General features: G+C 72.7%; 15 protein-coding genes and 3 pseudogenes. 10 read left to right on the top strand and 8 right to left on the bottom strand.

Annotated elements, in window-relative coordinates:
- Nucleotides 1–379 precede the first annotated feature (379 nt).
- A pseudogene (locus tag JHAT_RS06295) lies at nucleotides 380–1,578 on the top strand (glycosyl hydrolase family 65 protein).
- A 73-nt stretch (nucleotides 1,579–1,651) separates the two neighbouring features.
- On the opposite strand, the gene fdhF reads toward JHAT_RS06295, so the two are convergent.
- Nucleotides 1,652–4,339 (bottom strand): formate dehydrogenase subunit alpha, encoded by a 2,688-nt coding sequence (gene fdhF / locus JHAT_RS06290; RefSeq protein ID WP_077797039.1) that lies wholly within the window; start codon nucleotides 4,337–4,339, stop codon nucleotides 1,652–1,654.
- On the bottom strand, nucleotides 4,336–6,021 hold the full coding sequence (locus JHAT_RS06285) for an NAD(P)H-dependent oxidoreductase subunit E (protein ID WP_077797038.1): 1,686 nt from the start codon (nucleotides 6,019–6,021) through the stop codon (nucleotides 4,336–4,338). Before JHAT_RS06285 ends, fdhF begins: the two co-directional genes overlap by 4 nt.
- Before the next feature lie 243 nt (nucleotides 6,022–6,264).
- On the opposite strand from JHAT_RS06285, the gene JHAT_RS06280 reads away from it, so the two are divergent.
- The 6 genes from JHAT_RS06280 to JHAT_RS34305 all read left to right on the top strand — a co-directional run bounded on the left by JHAT_RS06280 (nucleotide 6,265) and on the right by JHAT_RS34305 (nucleotide 12,769).
- Entirely contained in the window at nucleotides 6,265–8,019 is a 1,755-nt protein-coding gene (locus JHAT_RS06280; protein WP_077797037.1) for a GAF domain-containing sensor histidine kinase, read from the top strand.
- 177 nt (nucleotides 8,020–8,196) lie between these two features.
- The gene (locus JHAT_RS06275; RefSeq protein ID WP_077797036.1) at nucleotides 8,197–9,102 is read left to right on the top strand and encodes a universal stress protein; all 906 of its coding nucleotides are present in this window, start codon (nucleotides 8,197–8,199) and stop codon (nucleotides 9,100–9,102) included.
- Nucleotides 9,103–9,143: 41 nt separating this feature from the next.
- Nucleotides 9,144–10,007, top strand: coding sequence for a universal stress protein (locus tag JHAT_RS06270; RefSeq protein ID WP_077797035.1), 864 nt, complete (start codon nucleotides 9,144–9,146; stop codon nucleotides 10,005–10,007).
- A 326-nt stretch (nucleotides 10,008–10,333) separates the two neighbouring features.
- Nucleotides 10,334–11,404 (top strand): zinc-dependent alcohol dehydrogenase family protein, encoded by a 1,071-nt coding sequence (locus JHAT_RS06265; protein WP_077797034.1) that lies wholly within the window; start codon nucleotides 10,334–10,336, stop codon nucleotides 11,402–11,404.
- Between the two features lie 67 nt (nucleotides 11,405–11,471).
- Entirely contained in the window at nucleotides 11,472–11,882 is a 411-nt protein-coding gene (locus tag JHAT_RS06260; protein ID WP_077797033.1) for a pyridoxamine 5'-phosphate oxidase family protein, read from the top strand.
- 497 nt (nucleotides 11,883–12,379) lie between these two features.
- The gene (locus JHAT_RS34305; RefSeq protein WP_143660364.1) at nucleotides 12,380–12,769 is read left to right on the top strand and encodes a hypothetical protein; all 390 of its coding nucleotides are present in this window, start codon (nucleotides 12,380–12,382) and stop codon (nucleotides 12,767–12,769) included.
- Nucleotides 12,770–12,786: 17 nt separating this feature from the next.
- On the opposite strand, the gene JHAT_RS06250 is transcribed toward JHAT_RS34305, so the two are convergent.
- Nucleotides 12,787–13,836, bottom strand: a complete 1,050-nt coding sequence (locus JHAT_RS06250) for a hypothetical protein (protein WP_171990768.1) — start codon at nucleotides 13,834–13,836, stop codon at nucleotides 12,787–12,789.
- Nucleotides 13,837–13,995: 159 nt separating this feature from the next.
- On the opposite strand from JHAT_RS06250, the gene JHAT_RS06245 reads away from it, so the two are divergent.
- Nucleotides 13,996–17,628, top strand: coding sequence for a hydantoinase B/oxoprolinase family protein (locus JHAT_RS06245; protein ID WP_077797030.1), 3,633 nt, complete (start codon nucleotides 13,996–13,998; stop codon nucleotides 17,626–17,628).
- Nucleotides 17,629–17,805: 177 nt separating this feature from the next.
- Here JHAT_RS06245 and JHAT_RS35890 read toward each other — a convergent pair.
- The 5 genes and pseudogenes from JHAT_RS35890 to JHAT_RS06225 form a co-directional block, all read right to left on the bottom strand.
- Nucleotides 17,806–17,850 (bottom strand): annotated as a pseudogene (locus JHAT_RS35890) (hypothetical protein); the annotation flags it as partial.
- 353 nt (nucleotides 17,851–18,203) lie between these two features.
- A pseudogene (locus tag JHAT_RS35825) lies at nucleotides 18,204–18,566 on the bottom strand (universal stress protein); the annotation flags it as partial.
- A 36-nt stretch (nucleotides 18,567–18,602) separates the two neighbouring features.
- Nucleotides 18,603–19,487 carry a universal stress protein gene (locus JHAT_RS06235; protein ID WP_077797137.1) on the bottom strand — a complete coding sequence of 295 codons (885 nt, stop codon included), beginning with the start codon at nucleotides 19,485–19,487 and terminating at the stop codon, nucleotides 18,603–18,605.
- A 10-nt stretch (nucleotides 19,488–19,497) separates the two neighbouring features.
- A complete protein-coding gene (locus tag JHAT_RS06230; protein ID WP_077797029.1) occupies nucleotides 19,498–20,403 on the bottom strand; it encodes a universal stress protein in 906 nt (301 codons plus the stop codon).
- An 82-nt stretch (nucleotides 20,404–20,485) separates the two neighbouring features.
- The gene (locus JHAT_RS06225; RefSeq protein ID WP_077797136.1) at nucleotides 20,486–21,067 is read right to left on the bottom strand and encodes a hypothetical protein; all 582 of its coding nucleotides are present in this window, start codon (nucleotides 21,065–21,067) and stop codon (nucleotides 20,486–20,488) included.
- 266 nt (nucleotides 21,068–21,333) lie between these two features.
- On the opposite strand from JHAT_RS06225, the gene JHAT_RS06220 reads away from it, so the two are divergent.
- Nucleotides 21,334–22,245, top strand: coding sequence for a pyridoxamine 5'-phosphate oxidase family protein (locus JHAT_RS06220; RefSeq protein ID WP_077797028.1), 912 nt, complete (start codon nucleotides 21,334–21,336; stop codon nucleotides 22,243–22,245).
- Nucleotides 22,246–22,313: 68 nt separating this feature from the next.
- Nucleotides 22,314–22,979, top strand: coding sequence for an OsmC family protein (locus tag JHAT_RS06215; protein WP_077797027.1), 666 nt, complete (start codon nucleotides 22,314–22,316; stop codon nucleotides 22,977–22,979).
- The last annotated feature ends 13 nt before the right edge of the window (nucleotides 22,980–22,992 follow it).

Genomic DNA, 22,992 nt, shown 5'->3' with positions numbered 1-22,992 from the left:
GACGCCCGGTCTGGCAGTCACGATCGCCTTCCCTCCACTGGGCCCGGAGCGGGAGCGGACCTGGGCCCGACGCGACGTCCACGGCGGCGACGCGGGGACGGTGCTCGTCATCCGCCGACCGTATGTTTCCACGATCGCCGCAAATCGGCGCGGTGCAACCCGGACCGGGGCCGTCGTCCGCGAGCCGGCCCAGGTGTCGCGGAGCCGCCTGGGCGGTGCGACCGTGTTGACAGGGGTTCCCGGCAGTGGCCGGGCAGGAAGGTGGTGGTGGCCGTGGAGGTCCCGCGGGTCACCCGGACCCCGCTGCATCACGCCGAGAGCGGTCGCCGTGGTCCTCCCGCGGAGCTCCGGTACGTCCGGCGGAGGGAGAGGGCGGCGAATGTCGGAGTGGACCTGGGAGTACGAGGGTTACGACCCGGCCGGTGAGCGGCTCCGCGAGTCGTTGTGGACGCTCGGCAACGGCTGCTTCGCCACACGTGGCGCCGTGCCCGAGAGCAGAGCGGGCCTGGTGCACTACCCGGCCACCTACGCGGCCGGGGTCTACAACCGCCTGGAATCGGCCGTGGCGGGACGGAGGGTGGTCGACGAAGACCGGGTGAATCTCCCGAACTGGCTGTTCCTGCGGATCCGTCTGCGTTTCGCCGACGGGTCGGTGGGTCCGTGGTGCTCTCCCGACACACGGCGGCCGCTCGACCACCGGCGCCGTCTGGATCTGCGCCGGGCCACGCCGACGCGCACGTTCCGGCTCCAGGACGACGAGGTGGGCGTGCTGCTGGTGGAGCAGGTGAGCTGTTCGAGCGCATCGGCCTGGACGACGGCGAGCCCCCGAAGTGGGAGGAGGTCTCCCGGCGGCTGGGGGTGCCGTTCCACCAGGGTGTCATCAGCCAGTTCGCCGGCTACGGCGACCTCGCCGAGCCGGACTGGGACGCCTACCGCGCCCTCTACCACGGCATCCGGCGGTTGGACCGCATCCTGGAGGCCGAGGGCGACTCGGTGAACCGCTATCAGGCGTCCAAACAGGCCGACGTCCTGATCCTCGGGTACCTCTTCTCGTCCGCCGAGCTCCGGGCGCTGTTCCATCGCCTCGGATACGACGTGGACGACGAGGTCTGGCGCAGGACGGTCGACTACTACCTGCGGCGCACCAGCCACGGCTCCACCCTGAGCGGCCTCGTCCACGGCCTCGTCCTCGCCCGGGCCAGACGAGCCGAGGCGTGGAGTTACGTGCACGAGGCCCTGGAGGCGGACATCGCGGACATCCAGGGCGGTACGACCGGCGAAGGCATCCACCTCGGCGCCATGGCGGGGACTCTGGATCTGGTGCAACGCGGCCTGACGGGGCTGGAAACGCGTGAGGACGCTCTCTTCCTGGACCCGGTGCCCCTCCCCGCCCCGTCGGAGTACGGGTTCTCCCTGCGCTACCGGGGCCACTGGGATGTCGGCATACGGCGCCGGAGCGGACAGCTGGAGATCCGGGTGCCCGACTCGGAGGAGTCACCGATCCACGTGGTGCTGGCCGACCGGACCGTGAGCATCGCGCCGGAGGAGACCTGCACGCTCGTGCTGCCTCAGGACTGACCCGCGCGGCAACGCCCCTTCCGGGGTGTCCGCCGGGCACGCGGTCACCCGCGGGTACTCGACTCCACCCGCCTCACGACGCGGCCACGCGGACCGCCGTGACCTTGTACTCGGGGCAGGACGTGACGGTGTCCGCGACATCCGACGTGAGGCGGTTCACCCCGCTCGAGGGGAAGTGGAAGGAGCAGAAGACCTGCCCGGGAGCCGTCTGCTCACTGACGCGGGCGACCAGCCGGGCTCGGCCGTGCCGGCTCTCCACGGTGACGCCATGACCGTCCCGCAGGCCGTACCTGCCGGCGTCGTCGGGGTGAAGATCCAGGAAGTCGACCGGATCGAGCGCCAGGTTGCCGCCGCGCCGCGTCATGCTTCCGGAGTTGTAGTGCGCCCAGCGGCGCCCGGTGACCAGGACCAGGGGATAGTCGTCGTCGGGTTGTTCACCGGGCGGGAGATGGGGGGCGGCGGCCAGGTGGGCACGCCCGTCGGGAGTGGCGAAGCGCTCCGTGTACAGCTTGGCCTCGCCGGGCTCGTGGGGCGTGGGGCAGGGCCATGGCACGGAGCCCTCCCGGTCCAGGCGGCCGTGGGAGAGCCCGGCGAAGACGGGCGCGAGCCGGCCGCACTCGGCGAGGGCGTCGGCGGGGGTCGGGCAGCCCAGACCGGTTTCCATGACCTCGGCGACGGCCCGGAGGATGTCGAAGTCGGCGCGGGCCTGCCCCGGAGGCGGCACGGCGGGGCGGACGCGCTGGAACCGGCGGTCGAAGTTGACGAAGGTGCCGTCCTTCTCCAGCCAGGACGCGGCGGGCAGGACGACGTCGGCGTGCCGGGCGGTCCCGGACAGGAACAGTTCGTTGCAGACGACGAGCGGACAGGCGTCCAGGGCCCGGGCCACCCGGTCGGCGTCGGGGTCGGTCGCGCAGACGTCCTCGCCGATGATCCACAGTGCCCGCAGGTCTCCCGCTCGCGCGGCGGCGAACATGTCCGGGATCCGGAGCCCCGGACGCGGGGGGACCGGTGCGCCCCAGACGTCCTCGGCCCGCGAGCGGACGGCTGCGTCGGTGACCTTGCCGTATCCCGGAAGGAGGTCCGGCAGGGCGCCCATGTCGGAGGCGCCCTGGACGTTGTTCTGACCGCGCAGCGGGTTGACCCCGTAGCCGCGGTCAGTGCCCACGGCGCCGCGCAGGATCGCCAGGTTGGCCAGGGACCGCACCCCGTCGGTGCCGTGGAGGTGCTCGGTCACGCCCAGACCGTAGACGATGGCCGGCCGCTCGGCCCGGCCGTAGAGGCGGGCGGCGGCGACCAGGTCCAGGGCGGGCACGCCGGTGAGGTCCGCGACCCGGTCGGGCGGGTAGTCGGCCAGCAGATCGGTGAGTTCCGGCAGTCCGGTGGCACGCTCGCGCAGGAACTCCTCGTCGGTCAGTCCTTCGGCGAGCAGGATGTGGGCGAGCCCGTGGAAGAGGGCCACGTTGGTGCCGGGACGCGGTCGCAGGTGCACGTCGGCGTGCGGGGCGAGGCCCACGGCGCGTGGGTCGGCGACGACCAGCCGGGCTCCGTGCAGGACCTGCCGCAGCAGCCGGGCTCCGACCACCGGGTGGGCCTCGACGGGATTGGCGCCGACCACCAGCAGGCAGTCGGCCCGCTCCACGTCCTCGAGGGTGTCGGTGCCGCCGGAAAGCCCGAAGGAGGCGGTGAGGCCGGCGGCGGAGGGGGAGTGGCAGAGGCGCGAGCAGTTGTCGACGTTGTTGGTTCCGATGACGACCCGCATGAACTTCTGTACGAGGTAGTTCTCCTCGTTGGAGGCGCGGGCCGAGGAGATCGCCGCGACCGCGTCCGGGCCTCCCGCGTCGACGGCGGCCCTCAGGCCCTCGGCGACGTGGGCGAGCGCCTCGTCCCAGCCGGCCGGCTCCAGTACGCCGTCGCGTCGCAGGAGGGGCCGGGTGAGCCGTTCCGGGGAGGTGCGGAACCCGTGGGAGAAGCGGCCCTTCACGCACGCGTGGCCGCGGTTGACCGGGCCGTCCCGGGCGGGCAGCACCGCCGCGACCTCGCCGTCCCGTGTGACCACGTCGAGGGCGCAGCCCACGCCGCAGTAGCCGCACGTGGTGCGCGTCCGGGCCTCCTCAGGGCGGGACGCCGAGGTGAGTCCCCGCGCCGGTCCGGGCTGGCTGATCGCCCCCGTCGGGCAGGTGTCCACGCAGCCGCCGCACGCCACGCAGTCCGATTCGATCCAGGGCCCGCCGGTACCCGGGGCCACGACCGTGTCACTGCCCCGGCCAGCCAGGGTGAGGGCGAAGGTGCCCTGCACCTCGGAGCACATCCGCACGCACCGGCCGCAGGCGATGCACAGGTCCCGGTCCAGGTGGACGTACGGGTGGGAGTCGTCCCCGCCCCGGCCTCCGGCGCCCTGTGCCGCCTCGGGGCCGATGCCCGTCGACCGGCAGACACGGGCCAGTTCGCTGGGACCGCCGTCGGCCAGGGCCCGGGGCGGGAGCGCGGAGACGATGACCTCCACCGCGTCCCGGCGCAGCCGCACGACATCGTCGCCCCTGGTGTCCACGCGCAGGCCGGGGGAGACCGGAGTGACACAGGCCGCCACGACGCGCCCCCCGGCCCGCACGAGACAGGTACGGCATGACCCGGCGGGACTGAGCCGGTCGTCGGAGCAGAGCGCCGGCAGCTCGGTCCCGGCCGCCCGCACGGCCGTGAGCAGCGACGACTCCTCGGGTACCGCGACGTCGGCGCCGTCGACCCCGATCACGACCGCGTTCATGGTCCCCAGCCCGCCAACCGGCCACCGCAGGCGCGTGCAAGGCTGTGCACGGCGGGCGGTATCCGCCGTCCGAAGGCACACAGGCTCGCCTCGGCGAGGAGCCGCGACAGCCGTTCCCACTCATGCTCCGGCGGGGCTCCGGCGGAGGCCCATGCGAGACCGCGGCGGGAGCCGACGCGGCAGGGGGAGCACGCACCGCAGCTCTCGGCCGCGGCGAACTCCCATACGTGACGCATCACGTCCTCCGGTGCCACTCGCTCGTCGAAGGCGACGAGTCCCGCGTGCCCGAGGGCGGCGCCCCCGGCCGACAGCCCCGCCTCCGACAGCGGCACGTCCAGCGCGTCGGCGGCGAGAAAACCGCCCAGCGGCCCACCGACCTGGAGCACCGTCAGCCCGGCGCCGTCCTTGAGACCGCCTCCCAGCTCGGTGACCAGGCGCCGCACCGGCGTGCCGAGCTCGACCTCGTAGCAACCCGGCCGGGCGAACCGCTCGGAGAGACAGACCAGTTTGGTCCCCGCCTCGTCGGGCGTACCGCGCTGGGCGTACGCCCGGCCGCCGCGCCGGACGATCCAGGGGACGGCCGCCAGGGTCTCGACGTTGTTGACCACGGTCGGCGCGTTCCACAGACCGTGCTCGGTCGGGTACGGCGGGCGCGGCCGGGCGCATCCACGACCGCCCTCCAGCCCGGCGATGAGCGCGGTCTCCTCCCCGGCGACATAGGAGCCGGCGCCCTCGACGACGTGGATGTCCAGGGAGGTGTCCGTGCCGTGCACCGAAGGACCGAGATGCCCGTCCGCGTACGCCAGGCGCACCGCTTCCCGCATCCGTGCCGAAGCGGCCGGGTATTCGGAGCGCACCAGGACGAAGCCCCGGTCGGCCCCGCAGGCGAAACAGGCCAGGGCCAGTCCCTCCACGACGCGTCCCGGGTCGGCCTCCATGAGCAGCCTGTCGGCGTAGGACCCCGGATCGCCCTCGTCGCCGTTGGCGACCACCACGGTTCCGGGTGCGCGACCCGCCGCCTCCCATTTCGCCGCCACGCGGAATCCGGCACCGCCGCGGCCCCGGAGCCCGGACGCCGCCACCTCCCGGTGGACCTCTTCCGGCGTGCCGGCCGTCACCGCCCGCGGCCACACCCGCCACGCCGGCTCACCGGAGAGCACACCGCCCAACAGAACCGGGTCACCGGTGTCGTCGGCGGCCGGAATCTCCGGCGCCCGTCGTGGCTCCCGCCCCGCGAGCTGGGCCGGGAGCGTCGCCCCGGTGCACGGCGTGTCGCCGTCGAGCGCCGCGGGCCCCGCGTAGCAGTAGCCCAGACAGCGAACGGTCTGCACCGACACCTCACCCCGCGGCGAGGCGGTGTGCGCGGTGACACCCAGCTCACGCTCCACCTCCGCGAGGTGCCCCCCGCCTCCCGCGGCGAAGCACGCCGTCGCGGTGCACACCCGCACATGACGGTCGCCGTGCGGGGCGGAGAGGTCCGCGTAGTAACTGGCGGGCCCCAGCGCGGCGGCGGCAGGCAGGCCGATGCGGGAGGCGACGGCGGGCGCCCAGACTTCGGGGTCGTCCCGCGTTCCGGCCCTGGCCTCCGCCAAGGACCCGATCAGCTTGTCGCCCGGCCTCCCGCGCCGGTCCGCCAGCGCCCGGAAGGCGTCGAAGGGGCGAGCGGATCGGATGAGCGCCATACCTTCATCGTGAGGGAGGGCGTGCAGGACCGCAGCCGGAGGAACCGGCCCGGGCGGGCCTCGGCGTCGAAGGCTGCTCCCTCGCGAGGGTCCGGTCGACGCCGTGCCGCTTCACCCTCGTCGACCGACTGCCTTCGCCCGGGGACGGGTCGGAACGAGCCGGGCATCGGCGTCTGGCCCGAGACGTTACCGTGGCAGAAGGGCCGGTACCGGTCGAGGGTCCAGGGCCACGGAGGAAGAGCGGTGGGAAGCTCCGAGGAAGCCCGAGAAGCGCGTGTGAGGCTGCCGCAACTGAGGTTGGACGAATTGCTGGGCGAGCTTCAGGCTCGCCTGGACGCGGCTCGCAGCACGCAGGATCGCGTGCACAGTCTCCTGGAAGCGGTGCTCTCCGTCGGGCGTGACCTTGAGCTCGAACAGGTACTCCACACCATCGTCGAGGCTGCGGCGACCCTGGTCGACGCCGAATACGCGGCACTCGGCGTGATCGGCCCGGACGGACGCCGGCTGTCCGCCTTCCACACGGTAGGGGTCGATGACCGGCAGATCGAGAAAATCGGCCACCTTCCGGAGGGGCACGGCATTCTCGGCGAGCTGATCCGGCATCCCGAGCCGCTACGGCTGGCGAAGCTGTCCGAGCACTCGGCGTCCTACGGGTTTCCGGCTCATCACCCGCCGATGAACACGTTCCTCGGGGTGCCCATCCGGGTACGCGAACAGGTCTTCGGCAACCTGTATCTGACCGAGAAGCGTGGCGGACTGCGGTTCGACGAAGACGACGAGTCGGTGCTGTCGACACTGGCTGTGGCGGCCGGTGTGGCGATCGACAACGCACGGCTGTACGAGGAGTCCCGGCTGCGTGAGCGATGGCTCCAGGTGAACGCGGAGATCACCCACACGCTGATGTCCGGAGCCGACCAAGGTGACGTGCTGGGGTTGATCGCCGAGCGGAGTCGGGAGATCACCGCCGCGACGCTCGGGATGGTGGCCATCCCGGTACGCGGCACGGACTCGCTGACGGTGGAACTGGCGATCGGAACAGAGGCCGACGTCCTGCGCGGGATGGTACTGCCCGTCGAGGGCAGCCTGGTCGGTCAGGCGTTCGTCCGAGGCGCGCCCGTGAGCAGCCCGGACGTGTCCAGGGACAAACGGATCTCGGCCGGACCGAGGCGGTTCGACGGCCTCGGCCCGGCGGTGACCGTTCCCATCGGAACGGGCGGCTGCGTGCGGGGTGTCGTCCTGTTGGCCCGAGAGAGCGGCAGTGACGAGTTCAGCGCGCAGGAGACGGAGTCGTTGCAGGTCTTCGCCGCTCAGGCGGCCGTCGCGATGGAGCTGGCGGACCGCCGTCGGGACGTCGAGCAGATCGCCCTGCTCGAGGACCGTGACCGCATCGCCCGGGATCTGCACGATCTCGCGATCCAGCGTCTGTTCGCCACGGCTATGACTCTCCAGAGCGCCGGCCGCTTCATCGAGCACGAGAAGGCTCAGGAACGTGTACTTCGTGCGGTGGGTGATCTCGACGAAACCATAAAGATCATCAGAACGACGATCTTCGGCCTGCGTTGTCGTGACGACGGCGCGACTGCCGGCCTGCGCGCGCGGGTGGTGACGGCGGTCGATGAGGCCGTGCCGCTCCTCGGTTTCGCGCCTGGTGTCCGGATGGCGGGTCTCCTCGACACGCATGTGCCCGCAGAGACCGCCGACCACATCATGGCAGTGCTGTCCGAGTCGCTCACCAACGTCGCCCGGCATGCACGCGCCGAACGTGCCGATGTGGTGCTGGAGACCGATGGCAGGCACGTTCGGCTGGTGGTCAGTGACAACGGAGTGGGCCTTGCGCCGGGAGGGCGCCGCAGCGGCCTGCGGAACATGCGGGAACGTGCGCGGAAGCTCGGCGGGGACCTCGAACTGGGCGACCGGGAGGGTGGAGGCACTCGCCTCGTCTGGTGGGTGCCTGTAGGGGAGCCGGAGGGGCAGAGGGAACACCCGTTGGGAGCGTGATGCCGGGGACGATGGCCGAGGACGATGGTGGGGCCGGCTGCGGGGGAGCACCGTCTTCGGGCCGCGGCAGTGTGTGACAGGGCCACTCGGCCGCCATCGGGGCCGATCGGCCCCTCCAGCGTGGACCCGCACCCGGTCAAGCTCGAGTCAGATGACCGGACCCAGGAGGTGAGCCCTATGCCCGGCTCCATCGTCGTCGGTCTCGACGGTTCGGCCGAGAGCCGCGCCGCCGCGGAGTGGGCGGCCCGCGAGGCGGAGCTGCGGGACCTGCCGGTACGCATGGTCCATGTGTGGGAACCGGTGCCCGAGCCGATGGCTCAGGCCCCGCTGCTCGGCGTCGAGACCCACCAGCACTGGACCGAGCGGATCCCCCGTGAGGCGGCCGAAGGCATGAGGGCGCGACACCCGGGTGTCGAAGTCACCACCGAGCAAGCGACGGGTACGCCTGCCGATGCCCTGCTGCTCGCTTCCCGCGATGCCGATCTGCTCGCGCTCGGATCACGAGCCCTCAGCGGGATCGGTGGACACCCGGTGGGGTCCGTGGGCCAGTCCGTGATCGCTCGGGCCCCGGTGCCCACAGTCGTCGTACGCGCCGGGAAGCAGGTCACCGACGAACACGTCGCGGATCCCGCCGGCATCCCGTCCGCCGCCACCGCCTTTCGGCCGGTCGTCCTGGGCCTCGACATCCGCAGCGCCGACGACACCGTCGTCGACTCCGCGTTCCACGAGGCCGAGCTGCGCCGAAGCCCCGTCCACGTCCTGAACGGATGGGACCTGCCGGCCTTCTGCGTCCACAGCCTGGGCGCCGGCGTCGACCTCCGTGACGAGATCGCCCGCGAGAAGCGGGCCGAACTCACGGGGACGCTTCGTCCGTGGCGGCAGAAGTACCCGGATGTCGAGGTCGTCGAGGCGTCCCGCCCCGGCAGCCCTTCCGACCTCCTGGTGGAAGCGTCCCACGACGCGAGCCTGCTCGTGGTCGGCAGGCGCGTGCGGCACAGCCCGTTCGGCATCCACATCGGTGCGGTGACCCACGCGGTACTGCACCACGCGGACGCCCCCGTCGCCGTCGTGTCACACGAGTGACCGGACGGACCGCGCGGGTGAAATCCTCGAGAAAGGCACTGATGAACCTGCCTGTCGTCGTCGGCGTCGACGGCTCCGAAGCCAGTCTGCGAGCCGTTGACTGGGCGGCGGACGAAGCCGTCCTGCACGGCGCGTCACTGCATGTCGTTTTCGCCGCGCTGTGGGAGCGGTACGAGGGCGCCGCGCTCGCTCGCGAACTCGGCAAACCGTCCGCCCGAGTGATCGCAGGGGACATCGTCGATGCCGCGGTGGGACGCGCGCGGCTCCGACGGCCTCATCTGTCCGTGGACGCCCACGTCCTGTGGGAGGAAGCGGAGAACGCCCTCGTCCGGATGGGACGTGACGCAACCGTTCTCGTCGTGGGCGCCCGCGGTCGCAGCGGGCTCACCGGCATGGTGCTGGGTTCCGTCAGCATGGCGGTGGCGGCCCGGGCCGACCGCCCGGTCGTCGTCGTCCGTGGCGGCCACGACGACCGGGCCGGCGACGGCAGGCACGACCGGATCGCCGTCGGCGTGGGGGTGGCGATGCCGTCGGCTCTGCGGTTCGCCTTCGAGGAGGCGCGGCTGCGTGCCGTCCCACTGGATGCCGTGTGCGCCTGGCGTTGCCCTACCCACGAGCCCGTTGATCACCCCCTGCTCGTCGGCCATGGCGCGCGCGTGTTCGAACAGCGGGCCGCGGAGGCGTTGGAAGAGGCCCTGCACGACGCACCGACGGATGTGACGGTGCACCGGCACACCCCCGAGGGGCCGGCCCGACGTGTGCTTCTCCACGCCTCTCACGAAGCCGATCTGCTGGTCATCGGCCGGCGCAGCTCCGGTCGGCCGGGTCCCCGGTTGGGGCGGGTCGCGCACACGGTCCTCCACCACGCCGTGTGTCCGGTCGCGGTCGTGCCCGAGCCGGGATGACCCCGAATGCCGCTGTCCGGCCGAAGCGCCTTTACGATCCGGTGAGCATCGGGGCTCGGCGTCGAGGCCACGTGGGCCGAACAGGTGGGGCACGGGGCCGGCCGGTCCCTTCCGCGGCCTGCGCCCCGGCCCGGACGGGACCGGCCGAGCCGTGCAGGTCAGGGCCGGAAAGGGGCCGACCGGCCCAAGCGGGCCATCGTCGGCCCCGACAAGCTGGAGGTGTGGGCGACCGCCGTCGCGCCGGCTCCAGCGGGCCGGAGCCCTAGGATCCCGGCCGGCGGCGCTTCCCCCGCACCTCCGGACATCGGCGAGAGGGTGAGGAAGAGATGAAGGGCTACGTGTTCCACGGTCCCGGGAACTCCGCCTGGGAAGAAGTGCCCGACCCGGACCTCAAAGAGCCCACCGACGCGGTCGTACGGGTCGACGCCGTCACGATCTGCGGGACGGACCTGCACATCCTGAAGGGGGACGTCCCCGAGGTCCGTCCCGGCACGGTCCTCGGGCACGAGGCGGTCGGGGAGATCGTCGAAGTGGGCAGCGACGTACGCACCGTACGCCCGGGGGACCGGGTCCTGGTGTCCTGCATCACCGCCTGCGGCAGGTGCCGCTACTGCCGTGAGGGCGTCTACGGGCAGTGCCTCGGCGGAGGTGGCTGGATCCTCGGTCACCTGATCGACGGCACGCAGGCGGAGTACGTCCGCGTCCCGTTCGCGGACCTCTCCGTCCATCCCCTGCCCGGCGCGGTGAGCAACGAGGACGCCGTGATGCTCGCCGACATCTTCCCGACGTCCTACGAAGTGGGCGTGCTCAATGGGCGCGTGCGTCCCGGGGACTCGGTCGTCGTGGTGGGCGCCGGCCCCATCGGCCTGGCCGCCATCGCCACCGCCCGCCTGTTCACGCCCGAACGCGTCATCGCCGTGGACGTGGCCGCCTCCCGGCTGGAGGCAGCCAGGAAGCTCGGTGCGGAGGCGGTGGCCGACGCCCGGGAGAACCCCGAGCAACTGGTCGCGGACCTCACCGAAGGCCTCGGCGCGGACGTCGTCGTGGAGGCGGTGGGGGTGCCGGAGACCTTCGAGACGTGCACGCGCATGGTGCGCCCCGGAGGACACGTCGCCAACATCGGTGTGCACGGCAAGCCGGCGACGCTGCACCTGGAAGACCTGTGGATCAAGAACGTGACCATCACCACCGGTCTCGTCGACACCCACTCCACTCCCACACTGCTGCGCATGGCCACGGCAGGCCGACTGCCCCTCGCCCAACTGGTGACGCACACCTTCCCGCTCGAGCGCATGGAGGAGGCCTACGACGTCTTCTCACGTGCCGCCGACACGGGGGCCCTCAAGGTCGTGCTGGGCGGGCCCCAGCGGGAGGTCGTCGCCGCGGGCACAGGCTGAAGTCGCGCCGGGCCGCCCGGCCCCAGCCGGGCGGCCCGGCTTCGGACGCGTGAAGGACGACAGGCACATGTACCGCAACGACGGCTTCCGTGAACTGGACCGGGAGGAGTGCCGGCAACGGCTGGCCAAAGCAGCTGTGGGCCGCATCGTCCACACCCGCGACGCCCTCCCCGCGGTTCTCCCGGTCACCTTCCTCCTGGACCCGGACGGCGCCGTGCTGCTGCGAACGTCGGCGGCCTCGGAGCTGGTACGTGCCATCGACGGAGCCGTGGTCGCGTTCGAGGCCGACGAGGTCGACGTGGCGTCCCGCTCGGGTTGGAGCGTCGTCGTCACCGGGCCGGCCTCCGTGGTGACCGACCGCACGGAGCATGAACGCCTCGTCCGGACCGGCCTGCGCTCCTGGGTCGCCTGGCCCGTGGAGGTGTTCGTGCGGATCGAGCCGGAACTGGTCAGGGGCCGGGAACTCGTCGCCGGATGAGACCGCCCTGCCTTCGACCGGGGAGGCCGGGGGCCGACGAGGGCGCGGCGTTCGATGCCCACCGCCGCCCCGGAACCGGGACCGGGGACGGTGGCCGGCGGCGACGCGCCCTGGCGGGCGCGGCGATCGGGTCCGGGCAGGAGAATACTGGTCGGTGAGCGGTGTGGGGGTGAAGGCGCCGCCCGATGCCCGGCGGGGGCGGGTCGGACAGGGCGCGTCTCGACGAGGAGGTCAAGGTGGACCACCGGGCAGCTGACCTGACGAGCACCTGCGTGAGCTGGGAGACGGACCGGGTGCCGTCTCTCCTGCTCAAGGCCCGCGATGCTCTGCGCGAGGCGTCTCGCCTGATCACGGCGCACGGAGCCGCGGAGACCGAGTACTCGCCGGCACCCTTCCTCAGGAGCCTGACATCATTGCGGAGAGAGGCTGAGGAGGCCACCTCCGCAGCCCTGGGAAGTGCACCGGACGAATCGGCTCGGCGCTCCGTTCTGACCGCCTTGTACGTACGGGGAGACACGGGGCGCATCGCCGTACTGATCGAGCAGGTCGGCGACATCGTCCTGGGGCGCGGCGCGCGGCCCTTCACCGAGCCCGTCGCAGCGCACGTACGAGAACTGGGTGCGGCCTGTCAGACCCTCATGGCACAGGCGCACGACGTCCTCCGTCTGCCCGGTCCGCCGTCTCTGCTGAACCAGGGCCTCGCCGACATCGCCGAGCGCCAGCGCCGCCTCAGCCACCTGCTGCTGGCCGGCGGCCTGGACTGTTCCACCCGTGATGCCGCGGACGCGGCGGTTCTGGGCCGTTGCTACGAGGAGTGCGCCTGGCGGACGGTGGCGTTGACCCACGTCGCGCTGCACGGGTGGGAAACCGCCCCCCGGCGGCGCTGATCCGACGACCAGCCAGGTCAAGGGAGACCCGCTACGGCGGTCTCCTCCACGATCGAACGCCAGAGTTCCTCCCGCAGCACGAGGCCGCCGTGTGCGACCAGCACCGCCGACAGCACAGGATCCGCCGGGTCGATGTCGAGGACCCCCCTCGGAGCGATGCGCCTCATCAAGGCGATGACGTGATGGGCATAGGCTTCGGACGCGACGCGGGGCAGGCGCTCGGCGAGTCGGCCCGCGCCCGCCACGGTCACCCCCGGCCCGACCCGCGTCACCCCCTCCGGCTGAACGCCTTCGACGCTTCCTCCGTCCGCGTCGGCGGTCATGTCGACGACCACGGAGCCGGGGCGCATCGTTCGGAGCGACTCGGCGGTCACCAGGATCCGCGGGTGGTGGGGGAACCCGCGGCGGACCGAGGTGATGACGATGTCCGAGTCCGCGAGGTCCGGCGGCGGGCCGTCCACCGTGCACACGTCGGCCCCGCAGGACCGCAGGGTCCGTCCGGCCCGACGCGCGGCGTGTCCACGGCCGACGATCACGACCCGAGCGGCCGTGCCGGGGAGAGCGGATGTGCCTCCTGCGGGAACCGGCCGGTCGAGGAGTCCGGCAGCGAGCAGCGCAGCCTCGTAGCCGGCCAGCTGTTCCAGGGAAGCCGCGGCGTCGAGGGGCCGGGCCGCTCCTTCCGCCTCGGGCACGAGGTCCAGGCCGATGACGGTGAGGCCCCGGTCGGACCATGCGCGGACGAGGAACGGCGTGCTCATGGGCGACCCGAACAGGGTCATCAGCGCCACCAGCACCTGACCGTGCCGGAAGCCGCGTCCGGCGACGAGCGCGGGCGGTCGCAGCGCCACCACGACGTCGGTCCCGGCCAGGACCTCCTCCCGCGAGCCGATGCCGGCGCCCGCGGACCGGTAGGCCTGGTCGGTGAGCCGCAGGCCCTCGCCGGCACCGACCTCCACGAGCACGTCCAGGCCCAGGGCCCGCAACTCGCGCACGGAACTCGGCGGGACGGCCACGCGGCGGTCCCCGGGAGTCGTCTCGCGGCACACCCCCACCGTCAGGGAGGCCATGAGCGCCCACCTCCCGGCCATCGCCGTGCGTGTCCCGTTCCAGTATGGAACCCGCCCGTCCGGTCCGCGCGTGATCCTCTCGCGTCTCACGGCGAATGGCTCATGCTGGGACGCGGGGGACGGCGGCGTCACCCGACGGGACGGGAGGAGGACACGAGCATGCCCAGCGGTACCCCTTCCGACGGCTGGCGGTTCTGGATCGACAGGGGTGGCACCTTCACCGATGTCGTGGCCCAGGCGCCGGACGGCCGTATCCGGGCTCTCAAGCTGCTGTCCGAGGATCCCGGCCGCTATCGCGACGCGGCCGTCGAGGGTGTCCGACGCCTTCTCGGGCTGGCCCCGGGCGAGTCGGTTCCCGACGAGGTCATCCACAGCGTCCGCATGGGCACGACCGTGGCGACCAACGCCCTGCTGGAACGTGCCGGGGAACGCACGGTACTGGTGATCACGCGCGGTTTCCGTGACGCCCTGCGCATCGGCTACCAGAACCGCCCGCATCTCTTCGCCAGGGAGATCGAGTTGCCGGAGGCCCTCTACGAACGCGTCATCGAGGTCGAGGAGCGCGTCACCGCAGAGGGCGAGGTGCTGCGCCCGCCCGATCTGGACGCCCTCGCGGTCGAGCTCAGGCGTGCGTATGCCGAGGGGATCCGCGCGGTCGCGGTCGTCTGTATGCACAGTGCGCTGCATCCCGCGCACGAGCGTGCCGTCGGTCGGCTGGCCACCTCCCTCGGCTTCGCCCAGGTCTCGCTCTCCTCCGCCGTCGGACCGCTCACCCGGCTCGTCCTTCGCGGCGACACCACCGTCGTGGACGCCTACCTCTCACCGGGACTGCGCAGATACGTGCACGACGTCTCCCGTGAGCTGCCCGGTGTCCGGCTCCTGTTCATGCAGTCGAACGGAGGTCTCGCAGCGGCGGACCACTTCCGCGGCACCAACGCCGTGCTCTCCGGCCCGGCCGGTGGCATCGTCGGCATGGCCGGTCTGTCGCGGCGGGCCGGACACGACCGTGTCGTCGGCTTCGACATGGGCGGCACCTCGACGGACGTGTCCCACTTCGCCGGTGAGTTCGACCGGGTACCGGTCACCCGCGTCGCCGGAGTCCGTCTGCAGGTGCCGATGCTGGACATCCACACGGTCGCCGCGGGGGGCGGCTCGGTCCTCCGCTTCGACCACGGACGCTACCAAGTGGGCCCGGACTCCGCCGGGGCGCGTCCGGGACCGGCCTGTTACCGCGCGGGCGGTCCGCTGACGGTGACCGATGCCAACGTGATGCTCGGACGCATCCCGCCGGCCCGCTTCCCGCGCGTGTTCGGTCCCGACGGTGACCAGCCGCTGGACGAGACCGTCGTACGACGCGGCTTCACCGAGCTCGCGGCCCGGATCCGGGAGGCCACCGGTGACCGGCGGACTCCCGAAGAGGTGGCCGAGGGCTTCCTCCGGGTGGCGGTCGCCAACGTGGCCGCCGCCGTCAAGCGCATCTCCGTGCACCGGGGCCACGACGTCCGCGCATACGCCCTGACGGCCTTCGGCGGGGCCGGCGGCCAGCACGCGTGCGCCGTGGCCGACGCCCTCGGCATCCGCACCGTTCTCGTGCCGCCGCTCGCCGGCGTGCTCTCCGCCCTCGGCATCGGGCTCGCGGACGTCACGACCGTGCACGAGCAGTCCTTGGAGCTGGTCCTGGACGACGCGCACATGGACGGGGTCCGTACCGCCGCGGACCGGCTCGAGGCCACCGCACGGGCGCGGTTGGCCGCTCAGGGCACGCCGGACGAGCGCGTGCGCGTCACCCGGACGGCGCGGCTGCGCTACGACGGGACCGACACGTCCGTCACCGTACCGCTCGGTGAAGCAGCGGAGATGGCAGGGACGTTCACCGAGCGCCACCGTGCGCTCTACTCGTTCCTGCTGGAGCGGCCGGTCGTGGTCGAGGCCCTCTCCGTCGAGGCTCGGGGACTGACCTTCCAGCCCGACCTCGACCGACTCGGCGGCGAGGGCCCGCCCTGCGGTGGGACGGCCGCGCCCACGACACGCCTCCACATCGGGGGCGAATGGCGGACCGTACCGCTCCGGGAACGCGGGCGGCTGCGTCCCGGAGCGGTGTTGCGAGGCCCCGCCGTGATCGCCGAGGACAACGCGACCACCGTCGTCGATCCCGGCTGGCAGGCCACGGTCACCGAGACCGGCCACCTCCGCCTGACCCGGACCGCCACCGTGGTCCGGGAAAGGGCCGGGACCAGAGCCGATCCCGTCATGCTCGAGATCTTCAACAGCCAGTTCGTCTCCGTCGCCGAGCAGATGGGCGCCCGACTCGCGGCGACGGCCCAGTCCGTCAACATCAAGGAGCGCCTGGACTTCTCCTGCGCCCTCTTCGACCCCGAGGGCAATCTCGTCGCCAACGCACCGCACATCCCGGTCCACCTGGGATCCATGGGGACCGCCGTCCGGGAGATCGTCCGCCGCCGCGCCGGGAGCATGCGGCCGGGAGACGCGTACGCGGTGAACGACCCGTACCACGGCGGCACCCACCTGCCCGACATCACGGTGATCACGCCCGTCTTCGGGGAGGCCGGCACTCCGAACGCCGGCACCGTTCTGTTCCACGTCGCCTCTCGCGGGCACCATGCGGAGATCGGAGGCCTGACGCCCGGTTCGATGCCGGCCGACAGCCGGAGCATCGAGGAGGAGGGCGTCCTCTTCGACAACTGGCTGCTCGTCCAGGACGGCCGTCTGCGGGAGACCGAGACCCTGGACCTGCTCACCGGTGCGCCGTACCCCTCACGCGATCCGGAGACCAACCTGGCCGACCTGCGCGCCCAGGTCGCCGCCAACGCCAAGGGCGTCGACGAGGTCGACCGGATGATCCGGCACTTCGGCCCCGACGTGGTGCAGGCGTACATGCAGCACGTGCAGGACAACGCCGAGGAAGCCGTCCGACAGGCTCTCGACACCCTCACCGGCGGGGCGTACCGGTATGAGACCGACTCCGGCGCGGTGATCGCCGTTCGCGTCACCGTCGACCGCGGCCGGCGCGAGGCGACCGTCGACTTCACGGGGACCTCGCCGCAGCTCGACTCCAACTTCAACGCGCCGACCTCCGTGGTCACCGCTGCCGTGCTGTACGTCTTCCGCACGCTCATCGCCCAGGACATCCCGCTGAACGACGGCTGTCTGCGGCCCCTGCGCATCCTCGTCCCGCAGGGATCGATGCTCGCCCCCGCGTCACCGGCCGCCATCGTGGCCGGCAACGTGGAGACCTCACAGGCGGTCACCGGGGCGCTCTACGCCGCGCTGGCCGCGCAGGCGGAGGGCAGCGGCACCATGAACAACGTCACCTTCGGCAACGAGCACCACCAGTACTACGAGACGGTCGCCTCGGGCGCCGGTGCCGGCCCCGGCTTCCACGGTGCCTCCGCGGTCCAGACACACATGACCAACTCCTACCTGACGGACCCGGAAGTCCTGGAGATGCGTCTACCGGTGCTCGTCGAGGAGTTCTCCGTGCGCAGCGGCAGCGGGGGCGTGGGCCGGTGGCGCGGAGGCGACGGTGCGGTGCGCAGGATCCGATTCCGTGAGGCGATGACCATCAGTGTGCTGTCGGGGCATCGTCGGATCCCTCCCTACGGCATGGCCGGCGGGGAGCCGGGGGCCCTCGGACACCACCACGTGGAGCGGGCGGGCGCCTTCCTGCCCATGGCGGGCTGCGGCTCCATGGCGGTTCAGCCGGGCGACGTGTTCGTCCTGCACACCCCCGGCGGTGGCGGTTACGGGGGGCCGGTCCCCTCCACTCCTTGAGACATGCGCTGCCCGGACCGCGGCGGACAGGAACCGGACCCCCGTCGTGTCCACCCCGCTCCCTCGTGCCGTGCGACGACGAGGGGACACTGCGCGTGGTGCAGGAGCGGCCTGACCGGCCGACCCCAGGAGCAGGCCTGCGAAACCACCCCTGCTCCGCGCCCCCACGACCAGGAGCTGAGCGTTCGCGTCCGCGTCCGCGTCGATGAGAGTGCGGCGCACGCGGCCTGCGACCGGCGGGCGGCGCACGGACACCTCCGGACACCGGCGGACGGGACCGGCCGGCGCGGCGTCGAGCACGTGCTCCGCGCGCACGGCCTTCGCCCGTCACGCGTGACGGACGGCGGATCGGCAGGGCCGTCGTGGGCGTCCGCTTCCCCCTCCCCGCTCACGTGCACCGCCGGCAGGTCAGCATGGCGCAAAGACGCCTCGGCGAAAGCGAATCGCACGGCTTCCCCGCAGGCGGGGGCCTCGTCGACGGCCGGCAGCACGGGCCCGTCCGGTTCGTCCCGTCCCCGGACGATCAGGACGGGGCAGCGGGCGTGGGCCGCCAGGTGCCCGGTGGTCGAGCCGAGCAGCAGCCCGCCGAAAGCACCCAGCCCCCGGTGGCCGACCACGACGAGGGACGCCGTGCGCGAAGCGATCCCCAGCACCATCAACGGCTCACCCACCGTGACGTGGCGGGCGGTCCCGACCTGCGGGGCCACTCGGTGCACGAGCCGTTCGGCTTCGGCCATGGTGCCGTCCACGAGTTCGCGCATCCCCGTCCCGCCGGGGTTCCAGGGCTGGCCGCCAGGAGGCACGTGCGGGACCGGCCGGCCGAACGCGTGCACCAACCGCAGGTCGACGCCGCGTAGTCCGGCCTCGTGCGCCGCCGTCCTGACCGCCTTCCAGCCCGACGGGGAAGCGTCGACTCCCACCACCACGGACCGCGTCATGATCGTGTTTCCTCCTCCGGGGCGACCGCCGGGCGCTCACCGGCGCCGCCGGCGGGGCACCGTGATCACCGGGCAGCGCGCGTGGTGCAGAACGCCCTGACTCACGGAGCCCAGCAGCATGCCCCGGAAGCCGCCGCGCCCACGGGTGCCCACGACCAGAGCGAGGGCATGGGCCGAGGCCTCGGTCAGTACCTCCACGGGGTGTCCCTTGACCACCTCGTGGTGCAGCTCCACCGCCGGATGGGCGGCGGTGCGCCCGGCCACCGTCTCGGAGAGCACCTGACGCCATTCCTGCAGCGCCGCGTGTTCGTCCAGGACGCCGAGCAGGGGAGTGTGCCAGACGTACAGGGCGCGCAGGTTCGCGCCGCGCATGTCCGCCTCGTCGAACGCGAAGTCGACGGCGGCCGCCGAGTCGGGGCTGCCGTCCACGCCGACGACGAGGTAAGGGGGCTGCTGGGTGGTGTGTTCCGACTCGCGCAGGACGACGACCGGGCAGGCGGCGCGGGCGGTCAGCGGCAGCGCGACCGCGGCGGAGGTGAACGACTCCCGACTCGCGCCCGGACGGCGAGAACCGATCACGACCAGTTCGGCGTGATGCGACTGCTCGGCCAGCACCCACGCGGGATGTCCCTCGGCCAGCACAGCGGAGGTCTCCGTGGCGGGCCAGCGGTCCTCGACGAAGGCGAGCGCGCTCTTGAGCACGTCGCTCCCCGTCGTGTGCAGTTCCTCCCGCCACCGCTCCCACGTCGGGCGGCCGCCCTCGGGCCGGTATCCGGGGACCGGTTCACCCTGCGCGTACACCAGTGTCAGGGGGCGCCGGCGCCGTCGGGCCTCGTCGGCGGCCCAGGCCAGTGCCAGGCGCTTGTCCGGGTCGGGGTCGACGCCGACCACGATCGGCTGGGGACTCGGGTCGGTGCGCATGGTCAGCACCTCACTCCAGACGGTTCGCCCCGGCCGGGCCGGGAGGTCGTCCCCGTACGACTGCTACGGGGCTGTATGCGTGGTGCAGGACGGCCTGGCTGACCGAGCCGAGCAGTAGTCCGGTGAAACCCCCACGGCCCCGGGAACCGACCACCGTGAGACGAGCCGTGCGGCTTGCCTCGATCAGCGCCGGGCGTGCAGGTCCGTGCACGGTTCTGCGTTCCACCTTCACATCGGGGTACAGCTCACTCGTGCCGGCGAGGGTCTCGGCCAGGAGCCGTTCCTCCTCCGCCGCCAGCAGCCCGGGCCCGTATGCGTAGGGTTCCGAGGTATCCGTGGGAGGTGGCATCGGGGAGTTCCACGCGGTCCAGGCGTGCACGGCGACGATGCGGGTCTTCTGGGCCGCTGCTTCCTCGAAGGCGAAGCGCAGCGCTGCCGACCCCGCGGGCGAACCGTCCAGCCCCAGCACGATCGGGCCCACGGGCGCTTTCGGAATCCGGACGACCAGGACGGGGCACCGAGCGTGGGCGGCCAGCCCGATCGCGGTGGATCCGAGCAGCGGTCCTGTGAACTCGTTCAGGCCGCGATGTCCGATGATGACCAGCTCGGCGGTCCGGGACTCCTCCATCAGGACGGTGAGCGCTTCTCCCGGACGGACCAGCCCCACCACGTCGATGCCGGGTGCCGTCGTCCGTGCCCGCAGTACCGCCTCTTCGACCACCGCGTCCGCCTCCTGGCGGAAGCGGTCCCTGACGGCTCTCGGCAGTACGGTGTCCATCGGCAGGTGTGCCGGCCGGGCGAGCGCGTGCACCACCCGGAGCGAGACCTTCCGTAGCTCGGCCTCACGGGCCGCCCACGCGACCGCCTCGAGGCCCGGAGCGGAACCGTCCGTCCCCACGACCACGAAGCCGCTCATCGCCTCTCCTCTCGGTCGGCGGACGCTCAGCACCGGGAGCCGGCTGCCGGGCCGCGCCCCGCGTCCGTGGTGCCGGCCCGGCTCAACTGGCTGCCCGTCCCCACTGGGAGCCGATCTCCTGCCACTCGTTCTCCCAGGCGGCCCGGCGCCGCCGGTCGAGTACCACCCGGGCGCCGTAGTACCCGGCGGCTGCCGCCGCGACGACGGCGAAGGACGAGGCGGCGCCCGTGAAGACGGCGTCCACCCCGGCCTGAGCCGCGGTGGGCGGCGCAGCCGCCAGGTGGTCCTGCCGGTCCGTCCACAGCGTCACCCGCGAGCCGGCTTTCAGCCCCACGTCGACCGAAGCCCTGCCCGAGTGCCGGGTCCCGTCGGACGCCGTCCAGCGCACGAGGGTGTCGACGCGGTCCCTCGTCGTCCCGTCGGTCACAGCACTGCCTCTGGCGTCCCTCACGAGCGTGGCCGTGGCCGCATGGCGCTCGGCGCGCCGCTGCGCCGCGTCGCGCACACTGGCCTGCGCTCCGAGCACTCCGGCCACGGGACCCGCCACCGCTACCACCAGCCACGTCATCAGCAGGATCCACGCCTCGAGCACGTCCTCCCGGCGGAGCAACGGATTGCGGCGCCAACGCCACAGAGCCCGCCGAGCGTTTCCGGTTCCACGCATCGTGCTCACCTCCGGCTGCCGTCTCCAGCCTGACGCCGGGAGCCGCTGGGGTGCAGGGCCGTTCGGGCACCGCTTGTGGTCCACCAGGGCCCATGGGCCCCGATCGGCCGGTGCGGGAACGGAACGCGACCCCGCGGCCCCGAGGCTTCGCGTGCGAGGAGAAAGGGCCGTTCGGCACGTGGCGCAGGGACCGTCAGCCGTCTGGTGGACGCGGCACCGACGCGTGACGCTGGAAGAAGAGACCCGCCGACGGAGAGGCCACGGTCATGTACGCACACCTGGGCGACCGGCTGGTCGTCGAGACCCCGGCCGACGGCGTCGGTCGGCGGGTCGGGGAGATCGTCGGTCTTCGTCACGACGACGGAACGCCGCCGTACGACGTCCGCTGGTCCGACACGGGGGACGTCACGCTCGTGTTTCCGGGTCCGGACGCGCGCGTGCAGCACGGCGGGGGAGAGCAGCCCGCGCCCGGCGGGGAAGGGCGGTCGGACCGGTCTCACGGTGAACGAGTGGATCCCGCGGTCCGCACCGGGCGGGCCGGCGACATCGGGCGGCGCCTCGCCGCCGCCCGTCGGCGCAGAGGCCTCGGTCTGGAGGAGGTGGCCCGCCGCGCCCGCATGGCGCCGCAGTACCTCGCCTACCTGGAGACGCATACGGCCGACCCGGGCTTCGGCTCACTGGTGCGGCTGGCCGACGCCCTGGGGACGACGTACGTCGAACTCCAGGGAGGCGGCGCGGACCTGCCGTCCGGCCAGGGGCGGGCGCTTCGCAATCCGGTTCTGCGAGACCTCGACGCGCAGGAGTGCCGCGCCCTGCTGTCGACGCACGGAGTGGGACGTCTCGCGCTGACCACGCAGAACGGGCCCGCGGTGCTCCCCGTCAACTACGAGGTGACGGACGGGACGATCGCCTTCCGCACGGCTCCCGGCTCGACCGCCGCCGCGGCCGAGGGCAACGAGGTGGCCTTCGAGGTCGACCACATCGACGACGCCATGAGCCAGGGCTGGAGCGTCCTGATCGTGGGTCGGGGACGAGCCGTGACGGATCCGGAGACGGTGCGCAGGCTGGACGCGGCGGCACACACCGAGCCCTGGGCCGGGGGAGGGCGCTCGATGTGGCTGGTCGTGGACGTGGAACGCCTGACCGGGCGGCGCATCGATCCGGCCGACGGCGCATGAGCGCTCACGGCGGCGCTTCGCCACACGACAGGCGGCGCCCGGCAGGCGGGGGCCGAGGAGGAGACGGGATGAAACTGCAGACGCGCTGTGGTCGCACGATCAACGTCACCCGGTTCGCACCGCAGGAGCTGCCGGCCCGGATGGGACGAGTCGTCCTCGACACCTCCTTCACCTCCCACGACGAGGGTGAGCTGTGGGCCTCGCTCACAGTCGAGGAGGCCCGGCGCCTGGCGGGTCTGCTGCTGTTCCAGGCTGCCGCCGTGGAACCGCAGCCTCGGGGTGTGCCCGGTGTGGTCGAGGTGGTGCCAGTCGTCGGTGACGCCTACGAGATACGGGTCCGCGGCCACGTCCTGACCGTCGACCAACCGCTCGCCGACGGCGGGAAGGACACCGCTCCCACGCCCGTGGAGCTGTTCGTGGCCGCGGTGGCATCGTGCGCCGCCCATGACGCGGGACGTTTCCTCGACCGGCACGGTGCCGTCCGGGACGGTCTGTCCGTCCGCGCGGAGCACCGGATGGCGGAGGACCAGATGGCGGAGGACCGGCCGGCCCGTGTCGCCTCGCTCTCGCTGACCGTCGTGGCCCCCGCTCTGTCGCCGGAGCGGCTGGCCGCCCTGCGCTCGGTGGTGTCCCCTTGCACGGTGACGAATACGCTGCGCCGGGCTCCGGACGTGGAGCTGGACGTTCGGTGGACCGTCGACGAAGAGGCGGCCTCCCGGCGCACACAAGGGTGAGCCCGTGAGGCAC

Source organism: Streptomyces sp. JHA26 (genome assembly GCF_002005565.1).
Classification (GTDB): Bacteria; Actinomycetota; Actinomycetes; order Streptomycetales; family Streptomycetaceae; genus Streptomyces.
This window is presented reverse-complemented; position numbering and strand designations above follow the sequence as displayed.

Bases quoted from the DNA above. Each gene is read 5' to 3' on its own strand.
- JHAT_RS06215 (WP_077797027.1), top strand. From the start codon at position 22,314: ATGAAACTGCAGACGCGCTGTGGTCGCACGATCAACGTCACCCGGTTC.
- JHAT_RS06285 (WP_077797038.1), bottom strand. From the start codon at position 6,021: ATGGCGCTCATCCGATCCGCTCGCCCCTTCGACGCCTTCCGGGCGCTG.
- JHAT_RS06265 (WP_077797034.1), top strand. From the start codon at position 10,334: ATGAAGGGCTACGTGTTCCACGGTCCCGGGAACTCCGCCTGGGAAGAA.
- JHAT_RS06235 (WP_077797137.1), bottom strand. From the start codon at position 19,487: ATGCGCACCGACCCGAGTCCCCAGCCGATCGTGGTCGGCGTCGACCCC.
- JHAT_RS06275 (WP_077797036.1), top strand. From the start codon at position 8,197: ATGCCCGGCTCCATCGTCGTCGGTCTCGACGGTTCGGCCGAGAGCCGC.
- JHAT_RS06250 (WP_171990768.1), bottom strand. From the start codon at position 13,836: ATGGCCTCCCTGACGGTGGGGGTGTGCCGCGAGACGACTCCCGGGGAC.
- JHAT_RS06270 (WP_077797035.1), top strand. From the start codon at position 9,144: ATGAACCTGCCTGTCGTCGTCGGCGTCGACGGCTCCGAAGCCAGTCTG.
- JHAT_RS06245 (WP_077797030.1), top strand. From the start codon at position 13,996: ATGCCCAGCGGTACCCCTTCCGACGGCTGGCGGTTCTGGATCGACAGG.
- JHAT_RS06230 (WP_077797029.1), bottom strand. From the start codon at position 20,403: ATGAGCGGCTTCGTGGTCGTGGGGACGGACGGTTCCGCTCCGGGCCTC.
- JHAT_RS06220 (WP_077797028.1), top strand. From the start codon at position 21,334: ATGTACGCACACCTGGGCGACCGGCTGGTCGTCGAGACCCCGGCCGAC.
- JHAT_RS06225 (WP_077797136.1), bottom strand. From the start codon at position 21,067: ATGCGTGGAACCGGAAACGCTCGGCGGGCTCTGTGGCGTTGGCGCCGC.
- JHAT_RS06260 (WP_077797033.1), top strand. From the start codon at position 11,472: ATGTACCGCAACGACGGCTTCCGTGAACTGGACCGGGAGGAGTGCCGG.
- fdhF (WP_077797039.1), bottom strand. From the start codon at position 4,339: ATGAACGCGGTCGTGATCGGGGTCGACGGCGCCGACGTCGCGGTACCC.